This window comes from Siphonobacter curvatus (assembly GCF_002943425.1).
GTDB classification, from domain to species: Bacteria; Bacteroidota; Bacteroidia; order Cytophagales; family Spirosomataceae; genus Siphonobacter; species Siphonobacter curvatus.
Window position 1 is genome coordinate 444,238 of sequence record NZ_PTRA01000002.1, and the last position, 18,574, is coordinate 462,811.

General features: G+C 50.1%; 15 protein-coding genes and 1 riboswitch. Of the genes, 11 read left to right on the forward strand and 4 right to left on the reverse strand.

Annotated features, from left to right (window positions below):
- Nucleotides 1-64 precede the first annotated feature (64 nt).
- Nucleotides 65-323: riboswitch (cobalamin riboswitch) on the reverse strand.
- Between the two features lie 301 nt (nt 324-624).
- Nucleotides 625-966, reverse strand: coding sequence for a winged helix-turn-helix transcriptional regulator (locus C5O19_RS16960; RefSeq protein WP_104714584.1), 342 nt, complete (start codon nt 964-966; stop codon nt 625-627).
- A 121-nt stretch (nt 967-1,087) separates the two neighbouring features.
- Here C5O19_RS16960 and C5O19_RS16965 point away from each other — a divergent pair, with 121 nt between their 5' ends.
- Nucleotides 1,088-1,837 (forward strand): alpha/beta fold hydrolase, encoded by a 750-nt coding sequence (locus C5O19_RS16965; RefSeq protein WP_104714585.1) that lies wholly within the window; start codon nt 1,088-1,090, stop codon nt 1,835-1,837.
- A gap of 232 nt (nt 1,838-2,069) precedes the next feature.
- On the opposite strand, the gene C5O19_RS16970 is transcribed toward C5O19_RS16965, so the two are convergent.
- The 3 genes from C5O19_RS16970 to C5O19_RS16980 form a co-directional block, all read right to left on the reverse strand.
- Complete coding sequence (locus C5O19_RS16970; RefSeq protein WP_104714586.1) at nt 2,070-2,336, reverse strand: hypothetical protein; 267 nt, start codon at nt 2,334-2,336, stop codon at nt 2,070-2,072.
- 7 nt (nt 2,337-2,343) lie between these two features.
- Nucleotides 2,344-2,598 carry a hypothetical protein gene (locus tag C5O19_RS16975; RefSeq protein ID WP_094808618.1) on the reverse strand — a complete coding sequence of 85 codons (255 nt, stop codon included), beginning with the start codon at nt 2,596-2,598 and terminating at the stop codon, nt 2,344-2,346.
- Between the two features lie 78 nt (nt 2,599-2,676).
- Entirely contained in the window at nt 2,677-4,374 is a 1,698-nt protein-coding gene (locus C5O19_RS16980) for a S8 family peptidase (RefSeq protein ID WP_104714587.1), read from the reverse strand.
- 312 nt (nt 4,375-4,686) lie between these two features.
- Between C5O19_RS16980 and C5O19_RS16985 the strand changes: the two genes are divergently transcribed.
- The 10 genes from C5O19_RS16985 to C5O19_RS17030 all read left to right on the forward strand — a co-directional run bounded on the left by C5O19_RS16985 (nt 4,687) and on the right by C5O19_RS17030 (nt 18,103).
- Nucleotides 4,687-5,553, forward strand: coding sequence for a helix-turn-helix domain-containing protein (locus tag C5O19_RS16985; protein WP_104714588.1), 867 nt, complete (start codon nt 4,687-4,689; stop codon nt 5,551-5,553).
- 130 nt (nt 5,554-5,683) lie between these two features.
- Entirely contained in the window at nt 5,684-6,664 is a 981-nt protein-coding gene (locus C5O19_RS16990; RefSeq protein WP_104714589.1) for an aldo/keto reductase, read from the forward strand.
- Nucleotides 6,665-6,976: 312 nt separating this feature from the next.
- A complete protein-coding gene (locus C5O19_RS16995) occupies nt 6,977-7,534 on the forward strand; it encodes an RNA polymerase sigma-70 factor (protein ID WP_262509732.1) in 558 nt (185 codons plus the stop codon).
- Between the two features lie 182 nt (nt 7,535-7,716).
- A complete protein-coding gene (locus C5O19_RS17000) occupies nt 7,717-8,670 on the forward strand; it encodes a FecR family protein (RefSeq protein WP_104714591.1) in 954 nt (317 codons plus the stop codon).
- 198 nt (nt 8,671-8,868) lie between these two features.
- Entirely contained in the window at nt 8,869-12,207 is a 3,339-nt protein-coding gene (locus C5O19_RS17005) for a TonB-dependent receptor (protein ID WP_104714592.1), read from the forward strand.
- A 15-nt stretch (nt 12,208-12,222) separates the two neighbouring features.
- Nucleotides 12,223-13,593, forward strand: a complete 1,371-nt coding sequence (locus C5O19_RS17010; RefSeq protein ID WP_104714593.1) for a RagB/SusD family nutrient uptake outer membrane protein — start codon at nt 12,223-12,225, stop codon at nt 13,591-13,593.
- A 23-nt stretch (nt 13,594-13,616) separates the two neighbouring features.
- On the forward strand, nt 13,617-14,744 hold the full coding sequence (locus C5O19_RS17015; RefSeq protein WP_165796049.1) for a TlpA disulfide reductase family protein: 1,128 nt from the start codon (nt 13,617-13,619) through the stop codon (nt 14,742-14,744).
- Nucleotides 14,745-14,843: 99 nt separating this feature from the next.
- Nucleotides 14,844-15,908: a PLP-dependent cysteine synthase family protein gene (locus C5O19_RS17020; protein WP_104714595.1), complete on the forward strand. Its 1,065-nt coding sequence runs from the start codon at nt 14,844-14,846 to the stop codon at nt 15,906-15,908.
- 50 nt (nt 15,909-15,958) lie between these two features.
- On the forward strand, nt 15,959-16,405 hold the full coding sequence (locus C5O19_RS17025; protein ID WP_104714596.1) for a protein-disulfide reductase DsbD N-terminal domain-containing protein: 447 nt from the start codon (nt 15,959-15,961) through the stop codon (nt 16,403-16,405).
- Between the two features lie 9 nt (nt 16,406-16,414).
- Nucleotides 16,415-18,103 (forward strand): protein-disulfide reductase DsbD family protein, encoded by a 1,689-nt coding sequence (locus tag C5O19_RS17030; protein WP_104714597.1) that lies wholly within the window; start codon nt 16,415-16,417, stop codon nt 18,101-18,103.
- The last annotated feature ends 471 nt before the right edge of the window (nt 18,104-18,574 follow it).

Below are 18,574 nucleotides of genomic sequence, written 5' to 3' on the forward strand. Positions count from 1 at the left end.
GGCACAGTTGTGCCCATACAACAAAGCAAAGCTCCCCTTGATAACGCTCTAAACCGTGAAAGCATGACCAGCTAAGAAAAAGGCAGGTCTCCTGACTTGTTCTATTTCAGACGCCTTCCCATACCGAATGATACAGTGGCTCATTTGTCTGAAACGTATGCCGTTTACAGTTTTCAGTTTTCCGTTGCCAATGTTTGAGTAATTGAAAACGGAAACGGTCAACCGCAAACTGCGTAGAACTTACAGTTGCACGACAGCTCGTGATTTACACACGATTCCCTATTAATCTGTCTTTCGACAGAACCTTTTTCCGTGGAATAAGAAGTAAAGAACTTGAATGAGGCCGCGAAGGTAGGCTAAAAATGATAGATTAAAGAAGGAAGAGATAACATTACCTCATGTCTTTGTTCAACCTTACTCAGGTTTAGCCCGATTAACTACGGTTTAGACAGGCCCTGCGAAAGAGGAAAGTCAATAGGAAGGCTTCTATCGTTTTACCCGCCGAGCGGCTAATTTAGGCCTTTGCAGCCATTTCAGTGTCGCTCCTGTTTTCAGCTATTAAACCCGCCCCTGACTCCAAGGATTGGTATAGACGATTTAGTATAGAAGTGAAGGTAACGCTTCTTATTTTCCCACTATCTCTTTTCTGAAATGCTTCCCCCAGTTGCGTAATTCGACCAACAGGTCTTTCATCGACAGGCCCAGAGGCGTCAGGGCGTATTCTACCGTGATGGGCATACTGTCGTACAGCGTACGGGTAATGAGCTGATTTTCTTCCAGTGCCTTTAGTTCCTGCGAAAGCATTTTGGGCGAGATCTCCGGAATATCCCGCTGGATTTCACCGAAGCGTTTGTTGCCATACGTCAGGGAGATGATAATGGGAATCCGCCATTTGCCCTGAATCACTTCCATGGCATCTTTGGCTACTTTCAATTCATACTGGCAAGCGGGTTCGGTGCTTTTCATGTTTGGTAATGGTTCATACGTACTTACTCTCAGGTAACTACTTACCCATAGGTAACAGCTATCTTTTCGAAAGTGAATATAGCTAGTTTTGTCGCATTCATACTAACGAACAAGCTCATTCATGAAAAATCTGTTTTTCCTACTCGCGTTTCTAATATCCACCGTCAGTCTGGCCCAATCGCGTACGCCACGAACCTTTCTGCTCGTGCACGGGGCCTGGTCGGGTGGATGGGATTACGCCCAAGTGGATGCCTTACTAGCAGCCAAAGGGGATAAAGTTTACCGACCAACGCTTACGGGTTTGGGTGAACGCGTGCATTTGTCCAATGCCAACGTCAACCTCAGTACGTACATCTCGGATATTGTCAATGTGATCCGGTTTGAAGACCTGCACAACGTAATTCTCGTCGGACATAGTTACGGCGGTATGGTCATAGCGGGCGTGGCGGAGCAGGTACCCGACCGCATCCGTCAACTCGTATACCTGGACGCAATGGTACCCAATGATGGGGAAAGTGCCAAGGATGTGTGTGGTCCGATCTGGGACGCCCTGATGGTACCGCACATTAAAGACAGCGTGATGACCTATCCGTTCGGTCCTACCAAACCCACGCCGCCCATGGACGTACCGCAGCCCATCAAAACCTATACGGAGCCGCTAAGAATTAGCAATCCACGGGTTGGAAACATTCCAACTGCTTTTATTGTCATGACGAAAAATGGTAAAAGTGATAGCCATACGGACGCCATGGGACTAAGCCGGGCCAGGGCCAGAAACTGGAAGATTTACCCCTTCGAAGGCGGTCATTACTCCATGCGGGAACAACCCGAAAATCTGGTAAAAAAACTAGAGCTGGTATTGGGGAAGTAACGGCTAAGGATTCGTTCATAACTGGATGGTAAGTTTTCATCAGTTATATAACATTTCCTGAGGAATCGAATGGAATATACAAGAACCAATTACTCCGGAAAACTTTCCAGAGGCCAAGTCTCAGGATATGTTTTATTAAACGACAAAGGCAGGAACGGATGAAATCCATTCCTGCCCAATAGATCAAATCTACGGTTCTAGACGAAATTTTACGAACCGTAAAAATGCTGAGCTACTCGAGTCGGGCCGTACCGCCAGAGGTCCCCATCGGCGCCACCGTAGTTGACGGGCTGGGAGCGTTTTCAATGGCCTCCAATAGCCACACGGGAGGTTCCCCGGCCGGCTGGTCGCCCGAGGCCGTTCCCATAGTCGTACCGGTATTACTACTCGCGGGATCTGTTCCCTGGGGCTCTCCGCCGGCGTAACCGGGAATTGAATCCGACGTTACGAAGGCTGGGGTGGCATCGGTTTTGTGATCTACTTCAATGGTTATTTTCATGGCGATGCTAGTTCAAAACCGCGTACCGGGCCTCGATATTGACGGGTACGTTGGTCAGATTTTTAATTAATACCCAATAGGTTACGTACGTGGCGTTAGCCCGTTCTACGCGAGTTTCCCATTCCACCTGGGGAGCTCCGGTCCGTGGTGACGTGGGTACCACATGCCAGATGACGTGCCAGCTAGCCGGCCAGTTAAACGTATACCACTGGGCGGAGGCATTGGCCGCTACCGTACCCGTAAATTGAACACCAACTCTCATGATCGTGAAGGTTTGAAAAAAGGTTAAGAAAAGTAAGTATCCGGGCTCTCCGGTACGATTGGTTTCCGCAGGTTGATACTACCAGCCCAGTACCGTAAACCTTCCTTCGAAATTCAGGGGCCGGTTACTGAGATTGGTTACATTGAGCCAATAGGTAATGAAGCCATCCGAAGCCCGCTCTACCTGTGTTTTGATTTTAAGCTGCGGAGCACCGGGTACTGGCGTCGTGGGAACGGCCGTCCATACGACGTGCCAGTGAGCGGGCCAATTGAACGTATACCAGCGGCCTGTAGCATTGGCCCCCAAACTGCCCGTAAACTGCACGCCCGACCAGGTATTGGTTTGTAAGACGAGCGGAATCAACTGGCGTAAGTTGGGACGATTGCCGATTCGCTGCGTCAGGGGACGTCCGGTTGCGGCCTGCTGGGCCGAACCCGTCGTGCGGAGTACTTCCCGGGCCCGGGCGGGCGTCAGCGGAATGCGTCCGTAGGCCCGAAGAATGCCCTGCAAACAGGCCAGCGTTCCGACGACAATCGGTGAAGCACTCGACGTCCCGTTGAACGTATCCGTATAATGCTCGTTTTCAGGTCCACCCTGTAAATCGCCGTAACCCGTGGTCGTCACTTCCCAACCCCAGCCCTGCACGTCGATCATGGAACCAAAGTTGGAAAAATTGCAGCGAGCCCGGTCGGTGTATACTTCTCCACTACCTGTCTCGGCGTTACGTCCGTGCGTACCGGGGGGCGGATTTCCTGCTCCTACTACCACGGCCCCTGAGTCCCGGTTGGCCCGGTTAAACGGATTCCGCCAGGTCGCCGGAAAACCCGTCAAAGCCGTATTGTAGCCCGCCGCATCGAGGTTGTTGTTGCCATTGCCGGCAGCTTCGACCACAATGACACCCCGACTGACGGCATAGCGAATGGCGTCAAAATCGGCAGGCCACCATTCCACGGTCGTAAGGCCCAGGGTTGGGTGCGAATACTGCTGTTCAATCAGGATGATGTCTCCCGGCCGGAGGCTATCGGCTGCCAGCTGGATCACCTGGGGTAGGTTATAGGTCATGGCCGCATCCCGGTACACCGAAATAGCCCGCAGGTTAGCATCCGGGCTAATGCCCGTTACCCCAATCGTATTGGTATCTCCACCGATTACACCCAGTACGGCTGTTCCGTGGTTTTGCCAATCGGCTCGCTGTACGCCGCTGAGTAATCCGCCCGAGTTCTGAGCCAGATCTTCGTGCGTAAAATTCCAGCCCCCTTCAATGTCGATCACCTGCACATTCGCTCCCCGTCCACCCGGATACGTCCAGGCAAACACTGCATCAACGCCCTGGGGCGATGCCTCCAAATAGCCCTGTCGATCGACAAAACTAGGGGTAACCGGTACGGAAGGATCCGGAGCGGCGGACCGTACCGCCGTTTCAATGAAGGGCAACGTAGCCTGCGGCTGTACGTAAGCTCCCTCAACTTCTTCCCGTTGCAATAAGGACTGAATCAGAGGGTCTGCCTGCTCAGCGGGCACTTCCGTAACGTAGTATACGCTTAAATCAGGAGCGGGTTCCGCGGAGGTTTCCAAGGTGGATAGCCTTGCGGGGGTATCATTGAACAAAGGCCGGAACGATACGGATTCTGCTGCCGGGGCATTCGCCAATAGGGTGGCTCCCTGCTCCGGCGAGAAACCGGGCCGGACAATCACGACTACCTGCGTCCGTTGCGGACCTTCCGGGCCGCCGGCAGTCGGCGGTTCGCCCGGGAAAGGCTTGGTTGTTTTAGCCATCAGTTAAACAGGTTAAAAGGTTGAAGAATAGTATCAGACTTGTAAACACTTGCTGGCAAAATCAAACTCTTAGTCGCAACCGCACCCACGGATGGTAACACCATCGCTCCTGCTTTTCAGGATTATGAAATGCGTACGATAGGGAGTGCCCTTTTTCAGTAGGGGCATTACTCGCTCTCTCTACCTGCCGGTGTTTGATACAGCTTTTGTGAGGAGAACAGGTACACAAAAGCTGTAATAGAAGATTCAAACCGCACTCTATTGATTCACAGCGAAGCGAACAGTAAGGTTTGATTTTATTACCTTTGCCGGATGAACATTTCCTCGACCTCACCCACCCCGACTACGACAGACTTCAAAGGTTTTAAAGTCTACCCAATAGCCGGAGTGGCCAACCCTGCCCAACCCCATGGTCGGCGGGATTTTTATAAAATCGTTTTAATCAGCGGGGAAATGACGCTGAATTACGGCGGACAAAAGATCGATCTGAGCGGCAGTAACCTCATTCTGCTCAACCCCCGGGTGCCTCATGCGGTAGAACACCGCACGGAACGAAAGGGATTCGCCTGCGTCTTTACGGAAACTTTTCTGGCGGGTCGGGAACGTACGGAATTGCTCCAGCACTCACCCTTGTTTCGGTTCGATGGTTCGCCCGTTCTTTCGCTTAGTCCTGAGCAGACGGAATTCATGAGCGGTCTATTTCAAAAAATGCGATCCGTTTATACCAGCGATTACGACTACAAGGAAGACTTGTTGAAAACCTGTTTGGAGCTGATTTTACGGGAAGCTTTGCGTATTCAGCCGCCCCTGCCCACGCTTACATCTAAGAACGGAGCTACGCGGCTGACCCAGCTTTTTCTGGATCTGCTGGAAAGGCAGTTCCCCATTGAAAGTCCCGTTAGTCCGCTTCGTTTCCGAACGCCTCAGGATTTTGCCGAGGCCCTCTCGGTACACGTCAACTACCTCAATCGCTCCGTTAAGGAAAGCACCGGAAAGCCTACTTCCGTACACTTGGCGGACCGGATCACGGCGGAAGCTAAAGCCCTTTTACAACATACGGACTGGAGTGTCGCGGACATTGCGTACAGCCTCGGGTTTGAGTACCCTACGTATTTCCATAATTACTTTAAACGAATCACAGGTTTTACGCCTAATCTCCTTCGGACGCGTAAAGTTTGAAAATCATACCTTTCGGTTTGATTCTCTTTATTCTTTGTGTCCGTAAGAACCGGAACTTTGTCTTATCAAACTAGTAGCAGGGAAGCCTACCTACGAGCCCTTGCTATTGAACGATAAGTCAACGAAAACCATGAAAAAGAGAACACTAAACCGATTGGAAGTATCCGCCATTGGCTATGGCTGTATGGGCTTGAGCATGGGCTATGGTTCAGCCCCGGCCCCGCAAGAAGCGATCCAGCTGATTCGCCGGGCCTTTGAACTGGGCTGTACGTTCTTCGATACCGCTGAAATTTACGCCATGGGAGCCAATGAGCGACTGGTTGGTGAAGCCTTGCAACCCCTGCGTAATCAGGTGGCAATCGCAACCAAGTTTTTACTGCAGAAAGACTGGGAAGGCCATTCCCGGGAACGTTTGATGCAGGCGTTACGCAACCGTCTGGAAGCTTCCCTCAAGCGATTGGGTACGGATCACGTCGAATTGTACTACCAGCACCGCGTCAATAAAGATATTCCGGTGGAAGACATTGCGTACTGTATGGGCGAATTCATCCAGGAAGGAAAAATACTGGGTTGGGGTCAGTCGCAGGCTACAGTCGAAGAAATCCGGCGGGCCCACGCTATCACGCCACTAACCGCTATTCAGAGTGAGTACTCGATGATGGAGCGGAAGTTTGAACCGGATGTTATTCCCGTCTGCGAAGCATTGGGCATTGGTTTCGTCCCCTTCTCCCCCCTGGCCAACGGATTTTTGTCCGGCCAAGTCAAACCCGAAGCCGAATATACCGGCATGGATGCCCGTCGGGTCATTACGCGTTTCGACAAGGATAATATCGTGGCGAATCAACCATTGCTGGATCTGCTACATCAGGTGGCGGCGGATAAACAGGCCACGCCCGCCCAGATTTCCCTGGCCTGGATGCTCCATAAAAAGCCCTTTATTGTCCCCATTCCGGGCTCGCGAAAGATGCATCGGATGGAAGAAAATTTCGGAGCTGCCGCAGTCGTCTTGACGGATGCCGAATACGCGGACATCGAAAGGGCTTTGGCTCAGATTGAAATTCACGGCAACCGAACTGATGAAGACATTGCCCGCCTGCGGACCCTTCAGTAATCAATACGTATCCAATCAACAGTTAATCATGTAGTTAGCAACCCAGAAAAGTTATTTCCAATCAATAGCTTTTCTGGGTTGTTGTCCTCACAGCCTTTCCCGTCCAAGTGCCTTTCCCTGGTCGTCGAAAGCGTTCCGACTAATCATCAAAAGGAATTATACGTTACGGCTGAAGCTTCCACAGAACCTATGGAACAATCAGCATTCCTCCAAAGAATTTGCAGAAATTAGCGGTGTCAGCCTATATTTATAGATTAAAAACGCCGCAACACCATATACAACGAGCGAAGCCATACTGATCATGAACTACTTATACGTCTTCAAAACGGAGATGAAAGTGCGTTTGCATCCCTGTATGATCGGTACTGGAGTAAACTGTACGCCTACGTATACAACCGCATCCGCTCGCAGGAGGATACGGAAGAGTTAGTACAGGAAGTCTTTATTGTTTTGTGGGAAAACCGGCAATCCATTGTCATTACTGATTCGCTATCGCTGTATCTGTTTAGTATTCTCAAGCGACAGCTCGTTTCTTATTTTCGTTCCGAGAAAGTCAAATCGGTCTTTGCCGAGCATTTTGCTCACTTCATCCGAGGGCAAATGGACAATTCCACGGACGAACGCTGGGCCGTTGATGATTTGCAACAACGCATTGAAGCCGCTATCGCGGAGCTTCCCAACAAATGCCAGGAAGTATTCTGGCTGAGCCGTAAGCAGCAACTCAGCAGCCTGGAAATTGCCAGCCAGCTCCAAATTTCCCAACGAACGGTAGAAAACTACCTTTCCCGAGCGGTCGCTCACCTGAAGCTTCAATTGGGCGATGTACTGGTTTTCTGGGCTTTCACTTACCTTTTTTCAGCGGTTCTGTAAGGTTTTTTCTCTCTTCTTCAGGGCCTGAATTTCCCCCTTGCTAATTTTTTTCAAAAAAATTTCATTTGGACTGTGCGTAAAAGCTCCCCCAAGCGATATTACAGTAAACAGGCATTGTAAAATATGCTTTCGACAATACCTCACAAAACCATAGAATCTATTGTATCCAACCTTTGACTTTTATGAACGAGTCCAGATTTGATGAATTGTTAACCAAGTATCAGCTCGGAAAATGTAATCCGGAAGAATACGCCCTTGTCGAACGATGGTTAGAATCGTTGTCGGATCATTCGTTTGATCAGATTCCGCCCGCTCAACAGGAGGTGATTAAAAACCGGATGCGGCGTTCCCTGACTAACCGAATTCAACCGCAAAAACCCGTTCGACGGCTATTGCGATCCCGGTTTCAGATTGCCGCCTCGATTGTACTCCTGCTGGCCGTGGGTCTTGGGTTCTGGCAATGGAATCGGTCTCGGGTTGTCCCACAAATCGCGTATGCGGACCTGCATCAGATCAAAAAGGTCATTCTGCCCGACGGAAGTCTGGTTTGGTTGAAAGATTCCAGTCGCCTCGAATACCCTTCCCGGTTTAATGGAGCCGTTCGAGAAGTTCGATTGCACGGAGAGGCTTTATTTGAAGTAGCTAAAAACCCGGAATTCCCCTTTATTATTCATGCGGGCCAAATGACCACAAAAGTCTTAGGTACCAGTTTCAATATTAAAAGCCGGAATAAGCAGGCCGAAGTCGTTGTCTTTACGGGAAAAGTAACCGTCAGTACAGCGGCCCAGACGGTTACACTGGCACCTAGTCAAAAGGCCATTTACGCTCCGCAAACGCAGAAAATTGAATCGACGCATATTGCAGCATTCGCTCCCGTAAAACAGGAATATAGCCAGGGAACCGAGTACAATATGGATTTTAATGACAGCTCGCTGGCCGAAGTGCTGGCTCGCATAGAAAAGAAGTTTGATGTACAGATCAGCTATGATGTGGCCCGTTTGAAAAACTGCCTGTTCACAGCTGAACTGACGGATCAATCCCTGGAGAATACGTTAGGTGTGTTAACCCAGACGTTTGGGGGTACCTACGCGATTACCGATTCGAAGGTAGAGCTCAAGGGCTTATCCTGTAACTAACACCCCTTTGTTTTCACTTTCAATACCTTAGCTAACTACTGCATGAACTAATCTTCTCCCCACTTTTTCATTAAAAAAGGGTCAAGAGTGCACCACCACCCTTGACCCGGTAGGGCCCCGGCACTTGTCAAGCTTCCGCTTTTTGAGCGGATCAGGGTCCCCTTTGTCTTATTCGAACAATAAAACCTGACCAAATTAATGCTAAAAAAGTCTACTCCCCAAGTCTTTATCTATCAAATTATGCGGTTTACGGTCTATCAGTGCGTCTTCGTACTCTTGCTGGCCAGTATGGCTTTCGCTCATGATAACTACGCTCAGGGGGTTTTGAAGCGATCGGTAACGATTTCGGCTCAGAACCTTACGTTAAAACAACTGCTGCAACAACTGCAAACGCAGGCGAACGTTCGATTCGTCTACAGTAGCAGTCAGGTTCAACTCGACCAGAAGGTTACTTTATCCAGCGTACAGGAACCTTTACATCAAGTATTAACGAAAGTACTCCACCCACTGGGTTTGAGTTTTACTACGCAGCCGAATTCCAATCTCATTATCATCAAACCGGCGGTTAGTACGGTGGCAGAGACTGCCCCAACGGTGGAACGGCAAATTTCCGGACAGGTACTGAGTGCCGATACCGAGCAGCCAATGATTGGCGTAAGTGTTCGGGTGAAAGGCACTACTCAGGGCACCGTTACGAATGACCGGGGCGAATTCCGCATCACGACTCCCGATACGGGCATCACGCTGATTTTCAGTTATGTTGGCTATGAAACCCGTGAAGTGGGTGTGGGAACTCAGTCGTACCTGAAAGTCGATCTGAAACCGAAAGACGCTTCCCTGAACGATGTCGTCGTCATTGGGTACGGAACCACGACGCAACGTTTTAATACCGGAGCCGTCAGCTCGATTACGGCGAAAGACATTGCCGTTCAGCCCGTTTCGAATCCTTTGGTGGCTTTGCAGGGTCGCATCTCAGGGATGCAGATTACGCAGAACAATGGTTTACCGGGTAGTGCCGTTCGCATTCAAATTCGCGGCCAGGGTTCCTTAGGGGCCGGAACGATTCCTTTGTACGTCGTGGATGGCGTTCCCTTTACCCTTTTCAATGGATCGCAACCCGCTGCGGATAACCTTAACTCCAATGGTTTCTCCGGAGCCAATGGCGAGCAGAGTCCTTTAAGTTTGATTCCTCCCGAGGATATTGAACGCATTGACATTTTGAAAGATGCGGATGCTACGGCAATTTATGGCTCTCGTGGATCAAACGGGGTAATCCTGATTACGACTAAAAAAGGGAAGTCTGGAAAAACGCAATTCAATGTAAACATCAACAAAGGAGCGGGTAAAGTACCTAATTTCATTCCCATGCTGAATACGGAACAGTACCTCAGCATGCGTCGGGATGCCTTTGCCAAAGCGGGCGTTACTCCCAACACCGTCAATGCTCCGGATTTAACGGTTTGGGACCAGAATGCAAATACTGATTGGCAACGCCGCTATATGGGCGGGACCGCTCAGTTTCTGAATGCCTCGGCTTCCGTATCCGGCGGTAATGCCTTCAATTCGTTCCTCTTCAGCGGATTATACCGAAAAGAAGGAACCGTTTTTCCTGGAGATTTGGGAGCTACCACGGTTTCAGGTCGTTTTGCGGGAAGTCACTCTTCAGCCAATCAAAAATTTAAAATTGAATTCAGTACCTCTTATTCACGACTACAGACCAATCTGATTGGCACCGATTTAACGACTGTCTATAATATTGCTCCCAACTTTCCCCTCTATAATTCTGATGGAAGTTTAAATTGGACTGGCGGAATCACTAATCCCGAGGCCTTATTAATGCGGGATTTTGATAATACGAGCACCAACTTTATTTCAAACCTGACGTTAAAGTATTCAATCTTGCCCGGTTTAGACGTACGAGTTAATACGGGGTATACACTCACGGGTATCAATCAGATTCAGGCCAATCCGGCCCGTTCGAAAAACCCTTCGTCGAACCCCTTGAACACGGCCAACTTTGCGAACAGTTCGGTCGAAACCTATATCGTTGAGCCCCAGGTTGATTACGTAAAAAGTTTTGGTAAAAATCGTTTCAATGTGCTGATCGGAGGAACCCTCCAACAATCCAATTCGAACGGACAAACCTTCAGCGGTACCAATTACAGTAATGAGGCCTTAATCAAATCGCTGGGTGGAGCAGGTACCGTTACCGGTAGTTCTAGCTATTCGCTCTACAAGTACACAGCGGCTTTTGGCCGAATTAATTACAGCTGGGACAACAAGTATATCCTTGACGCAACCTTCCGCCGCGACGGTTCTTCCCGATTCGGACCAAATAACCGCTTTGGTAATTTCGGAGCGTTGGGAGCGGCCTGGCTCGTTACGTCGGAAGATTTCATGAAAACCTTACCCTGGGTAAGTTTCCTGAAACTGCGGGGTAGCTATGGCTTAACGGGTAATGACCAGATCCCGAATTACTTGTACCTCCCCACGTTCTCCGTTACGGGAAGCGGTAGTACCTATATGGGTACCGCTACCATGGTCAACTACAATATAGCCAATCCGAATCTGCACTGGGAAACCATGAAAAAACTGGAAGCAGCGATCGAATTAGGTTTTCTCAAAGATCGAATCCTGCTGAAAGCGGATTACTTCCGCAATCGCTCCGGCGACCAGTTAGCCAGCACGAATATGCCTACGCAGTCGGGTGTGAACTCGTACTACAGCAACCTGGATGCAGTCATTCAAAACGACGGTTTCGAGTTTGAGCTGAACACGATCAATGTACAAACGGCAGCCATGCGTTGGTCGACTAACCTTAACCTCACCTTTCTGCGGAATAAACTCCTTTCCATTGGTGACCCAACCAAACTGTTTAATTCCAGCTCCTACACCGTAGGCCAGCCCATTAATGCAACCCGTCTGTTTCAATACGCAGGTTTAGACGCTACGGGAGCTCCTATGATTCAGGATCTTGATGGCGATGGCATTATTGATTTTAATAATGACCGCCTGATGGCTCCCATTGGCACACCCTATTTTGGTGGCATCAATAACTCCCTGTCTTACAAGAATTTCCAGCTAGACGTTTTTCTGCGATTTAACCACCGCATGGGGATGGTAAATAACACGTTGAGTTTACCTTTCGGATCTACGCTCCAAAATACCAATACCGCTGCCCTGGATCGGTGGACGGAAAGTAATCCGAATGCGACGTATCCCGCAGCCACGACACTTTCGACCAGTGCCATCAGTTATTATAACTCATCTACGGCCCGCTGGGGGGATACTTCCTTTCTGAAACTAAAGACGATCAGCCTCGCTTATAACCTGCCTATCGCCTGGATTCAGCCCATGCATCTTTCAAAAGTTTCGATTTACGTGCAAGGACAAAACCTGTTCACCTGGGCTAAGCAGAAGTACACCTACGATCCTGAAAGCACCGTAGGTGGAACCGGTACGGGTTTAGGTACGGGTCAATATATCGCCATGCCTCAACTACGCACCTTCGTCGCTGGTCTTAATGTTTCATTCTAACGCAGGAATACTCTTATGAAATCTCTCCATCGAATCGCCTTCATTCTCGCCCTGGCAGGATTGGGACTTAGTTCCTGCGAAAAGTTTGTCACCATTGATTACCCCGCTACCAGTATTGGTACGGAAGATGCCTTTGCCAGTGATGCCTCCGCAACAGCGGTAGTTTTAAACATGTACTCCACCGTTCGTAATAGTTCTCCCCTTAGTGATAACATTACCATGAACTGGACAGGCTACGCGGGCCTCTTGAGTGATGAACTAGAGTATACCCCTTCAAATGCTACTCTGGAACAATTTGAAACCAATACGGTAGATGCTCTGAATTCGTCGGTTGCCAATGGTTTGTGGTATAACTCCTACAGCCTGATTCGGCAGGCTAATCAGGCCATCGTAAACATTGCCAACTCAAAAGGCATGACCCAGGCGAGTAAGGATCAGTTAACGGGTGAAGCTAAATTCTGGCGGGCGTATGGGTTCTTTACACTCGTTAATTATTTCGGAGATGTTCCCCTAACGACCTCTTCCGACGAATTCATTAACGCTTCTCTCACTCGTACGCCCTCCGCTCAGGTATGGGCTCAGATCGTCACCGATTTGAAAGAGGCTAAAGCCAGCCTGCCCGCAGCGTATGTAGGTACGCTGCGTACCCGGGTGAACAAACACGCCGCTTCGGCCCTACTTGCCCGGGCGTATCTGTACACCAAAGATTACGCGAACGCTTCCGCCGAGGCCTCTGAAGTGATTGCTTCGGGCACGTATGCATTGGTAGATCCCTCCCAAACCTTCATTAATACCAGTAACGAAACGATTTTTCAGGTTGGTACGCTACTGGGATTCACGGTTTTGGGCGGCAATTACCGGAACTCACTCCCCACCACGCCACCCGTTTATGTGTTGAAATCGAATTTTGTTCAATCGTTTGAAGCCGGCGATAAACGCCGTACCAACTGGTCTGATTCGCTAGTGATTGCTAATACGACCTACCAGCGTATCAATAAATACAAATTACAGACCGCCACTGCTGGGAATGAATACATCGTGTTCCTGCGTCTGGCGGAGCTGTATCTAATCCGAGCTGAAGCTCGGGCCAATCAGAATCAGCTAACCGAAGCCGTAGCGGATCTGAATGTGGTTCGTACGCGGGCTGGTTTAGCGAATAGTACAGCCAGTACGCAAAGCAGCCTTATTAACGCGATTTTACAGGAACGTAAAGTCGAATTTTTCGGGGAGTATGGTCACCGCTGGTTTGACCTCAAACGTACCAATCAGGCCGATGCCGTACTGGCCCCGATCAAATCCGGCTGGAAAGCCACGGGCGTACTGATGCCCATTCCATCCACTCAGATTGAGGCGAATCCGGTACTTACACAAAACCCAGGTTATTAATCAACTACTAACCAATGTATAGTATGAAAAAAGCGACCACGCTGGCTGGCTTGATGTTACTAAGCATCTCCGCCGCCTTTGCTCAAAAAGCACCCGCTTCAACCTACCTCATCAAGGGTGAAATCAAGGGTTTGACGAACGAAAAGATTTACCTCAATTACCCGAAAGGTGAAGAGTCCGGCCGCGATTCGGTTATTACGAAAGACGGTAAGTTTTCATTCAAAGGAACGCTGGCCCACGAAGGAACGGCTTCCCTTTCACTGGCTTCCAACCGTCAGCAATTCGTTTCCTTTTTCATCATGCCGGGCGTGCCTACCACAGTGACTGCTACTAAAGATGCCCTTCCGAAAGCCACCATCCAGGGATCCAAAGAAACCCGGGAATGGAAACAGCATCGCCACGAACTCGATTCCGTCGTTTTCACGCAGTTACAGGCCATTGAAAAGAAGTACACTTCCTTTCGGTCAGGACCTAAACAGGCTCTTCCTGATAGTCTGGCCAAACTTCAGTCCAAGGAAGTGCAGAACCAGTTCAAACGAGCAGATAGCGTGTCTCAGGCTTTTATCAAGACGCATCCCAATTCAGTGATTAGCCCGTTTATAGCCATTAGCTATTACAACATGGAACCCGAAGCGGAGAAACTCCCGGGTTTGTACGCGGGCATGAGTCCAGCCGTTCAGAATTCGTACTACGGAAAACAAATCAAAACGCTGACTACCGAGCTGGCCAAAATCGGTTTAGGCAAAATGGCTCCCGAATTTTCCATGGCCGATACTTCGGGCAAAAGCATCGCTTTGTCTTCTTTGAAGGGGAAATACGTACTGGTCGATTTTTGGGCTAGCTGGTGCGGCCCCTGCCGGAAGGAAAATCCGAATGTGGTAGCAGCGTATAACAAATACCGTGATAAAGGATTTACCATTCTGGGCGTATCCCTCGACTCGAAAAAAGCCGCTTGGATGAAGGCGATCGACATGGATAAACTGACCTGGGATCACGTATCGGATTTAAAGGGCTGGCAAAATGAGGCGGCGGCCAAATACGTGGTAAAAGTTGTACCGACGAATTTCCTACTGGACAAAGACGGTAAGATTGTCGCTAAAAACCTGCGGGGAGCCGACCTGGAAAAGAAGCTTGCTCAATTGTTGAATTAATTCGTATCGGATCATTCTGGGAAGAGTCCACGCCTAAACTCTTCCCAGATTACCTAACTGCGGGCATTACCCCTACACTTCATCCACTTGCAATAGATCATGAGTTTACCGATAGAAACGATTGTAATTGCTCCCCGCATTCGGGAGAAATTCAATCACCTCTGGCATCTGGTCGGGAACACGCCCATGCTGGAAATCTTTTACTCCTATCAGGGCCAGGAGCGTTCGATTTACGTCAAATGCGAGCATTATAACCTGACTGGTAGCATCAAAGACCGCATGGCTCTTCACGTGTTGCATCAATCCTACCGGGAAGGGAAAATTCAAGCGGGCGATCGCATCATTGAAGCCACCAGCGGAAGTACCGGCATTTCTTTTGCCGCGGTGGGCAGAGCTCTGGGTCATCCAGTCACCATCCTGATGCCGGCCGGTATGAGTCAGGAACGCATGGACATCATCAGTAGCTTGGGGGCTGACATTGAAGTATTTACCAAAGAACAGGGTGGGTTTAGAGGGGCTCAGCAGCGTTCGGAAGAAATGGCCGCTAGCGACCCCCGCCTGTTTTTGCCACGTCAGTTTGCCAATCAATTCAATGCCGAAGCGAATTACTTAACGACGGGCCGGGAGATTTGGCTGCAACTGCAAGCGATCGACATTACGCCCGATGCTTTTGTAGCGGGAGTGGGTACCGGTGGAACCGTCATGGGCGTGGGCCGATATTTGAAAAAACGGAACCCCGCGATCCGGGTACACCCGCTGGAACCCGCTGAATCGCCTACCTTATCGGTCGGTTACAAAACCGGTACGCATCGCATCCAGGGTCTCTTTGACGAATACATTCCCGAATTAGTGAACCTGAGTGAACTCGATAGTATCGTGCAGGCTTCCGATGGGGATTCGATTCTGATGGCTCAAAAACTAGCCACTGAGCTGGGTCTTGCCGTGGGCATATCTTCGGGAGCCAATTTAATTGGAGCCATTCAACTGCAAAATCAAATGGGTCCACAGGCCCGCGTGGTGACCATTTTATGCGATAGCAATAAAAAATATCTGAGTACGGACCTGGTTCGTCAAGAACCCATCAAGTCAGGGTACTTCTCTTCCAGCGTTCATTTTCTGGATTACCGACCCATCAGCCGATTGGCGGCTCCTTTGCTTTGTTAAGGGTTAACAGGCACCGTATACGTTCTCACGATTCTTACGTTTTCCTTCTTATGAAAAAAGTATTTTTAGCCAGCATCGCTTTGCTGGTGGGTAGCTCGCTACAGGCTCAAATTTTAAAACCGGTCAAGTGGAGTTATGCCGCCAAAAAAACCAGTCCTACCGAAGCCGTCGTGTATTTGAAAGCCACCCTGGATCCCGGCTGGCACGTCTACTCCCAGCACGTCAAGGAAGGAGGCCCCGTGGCTACCTCTTTCAAATTCACTCCCGGAAGCTATGCCCTGCTGGGACCCACCCAGGAACCTACCCCCATTACCAAACTGGAAAAGGTATTCGGTATGGAAGTCAGCTATTTTGAGAAGCAGGTTATTTTCCAGCAAAAGCTCAAACTCACCGGCAAGACACCCCTGACCGTTAAAGGCACCCTGGAATACATGGTCTGCGATGACAAGCAGTGCCTGCCCCCCGAAGAAGTAAGCTTTACTGTTCCCGTAAAATAAGTGACCACTATGCTACTGCATTTCTTTCCCCTGAAGCGGTGGCTTCGGATCGGGGCCATGGGCTTACTCGTGCTGCTGGGTCTGCTGAGCACGACAGGCGTCTGGGCTCAGGACTCGCTTTCCATCAACGATCTGGAGTTCACCCCCGTCGAAGAAACGACCGATTCGGTGGGTGCCTCGACTCAGACAACGGTATCGGCGGACACTAGTGCTCAGTCGCTGAGCGGCGTAGCCAACACCCCGGCTACGCCCTCGGCCGAAAGCGAGTCCTTGTGGATGACTTTTGTAGCGGGACTTCTGGGGGGCCTGGCGGCCATCTTCATGCCCTGCATTTTTCCGCTGTTGCCCATGACCGTCAGCTTTTTTACCAAGCAGGCCGAAAGCAAATCCTCGGGAGTCCGCAATGCCCTCCTCTACGGCTTTTCCATCATCGTCATCTACGTTTCGCTGGGCTTGCTCATTACCGTTCTTTTTGGGGCCGATGCGCTCAATAACCTGTCCACCAACGGCCTCTTCAACTTTGCTTTCTTTTTGCTGCTGGTGGTTTTTGCCGCGTCCTTTCTGGGGGCCTTTGAGATCATGCTGCCCACTTCCTGGGCCAACAAGATGGATCAGAAAGCCGATCAGGGTGGCCTGCTGGGCATTTTCTTTATGGCCACGACGCTTTCCCTGGTGAGCTTCTCCTGCACGGGTCCCATCATTGGTACGCTGCTGGTACAGGCGGCTTCCATGGGAGCGTTGCTGGGGCCCGCCGTGGGTATGTTCGGCTTTGCGCTGGCCCTGGCTCTGCCCTTCACGCTGTTTTCCCTGTTTCCCTCTTGGATGAAAACCCTGCCCAAATCGGGGGGCTGGCTTAATTCCGTAAAGGTCACGCTGGGAATTCTGGAGCTGGCCCTGGCCCTGAAGTTTTTATCCAACGTCGATCTGGCCTACCACTGGCAGTGGTTTGACCGCGAAGTCTTTCTAGTACTCTGGATCATTCTCTTTGGCGTGCTGGGTTTCTATTTGCTGGGCAAGCTTCGCTTTGCGCAAGATTCGCCGCTGGTTTCCTTGTCGGTACCCCGCTTTTTTCTGGCGGTGCTCGCCCTGAGCTTTTCGCTCTACATGATTCCGGGCCTGTGGGGAGCCCCTTTGAAAGCCATCGCGGCTTTTCTGCCCCCGCAGCAGACCCAGGATTTTGATCTGTACTCCGCCAGTCTGGCCGGGCATGTGGGTGCACCGAAGGAAAGCCACCCCACCCGTAAGTACGGCGATTTGTTTCATGCCCCCCTGGGCCTGGATGCTTTTTTTGATTACGAGCAAGGGCTGGCCTACGCCCGAAAGGTGAATAAGCCCGTCTTGATTGATTTTACGGGGCATGCCTGCGTGAATTGTCGAAAAATGGAGGCCACCGTCTGGCCCGACCCCGCCGTCTTACAAACCATTCGCGAAAAGTACGTCTTGATTCAGCTCTACGTCGATGATAAAACCGAGCTAGCGGCTGCGGAACAAACGGTGGTCAGCGGAAAGCCCATTCGCACGATTGGCAAGAAGTGGAGCAATTTGCAGGCCAGCCACTTTTTATCCAATTCTCAGCCGTACTACGTGCTGCTGGATGCGAACACCGAGCGGCCTTTGGTCAGGCCACAGGGAGCCAATTATGACACCAATGAATTTCTCGCTTTTTTGAATACGGGCCTAGCGAGCAAACTTAAGTAAAAAGTAGTGAACACGTTTTGGTTAAGAGGAGATCGATAGGGCTTTCTCGCTGAGGAAGTTCTATCTTCATTAACCGGGTTTTGGATCAATCTTTAGGAAGTTCTTGGTTAGCCCCTGCCCGCCTCCCCAAGCGTTTCTGTTCGTTTGGTCTGAGTCCTTGGTCCAATCGTACGCCGATTAATAGAGACAGTTTAAGTTTTGGTTAGGAAAAACGCATAGAGCTTTCTTGCTGAGAAAGCTCTATTTCACTCCTCGTCGCTTACCTCACCAACTAGTTGCATTCGATATATTCTATTCCTATCAACAACATGACTAAACTCCGTTCAGGTTTTTTTATAGTACTGCTCCTGCTGGCGGCTAATGTGTTAGCTCAGCAACTCAACCAGCCCATTCCCTTCGACCCCCAAACCAAAGTGGGCAAACTGCCCAACGGGTTGACCTACTACATCCGTAAAAACGCTGAACCCAAGA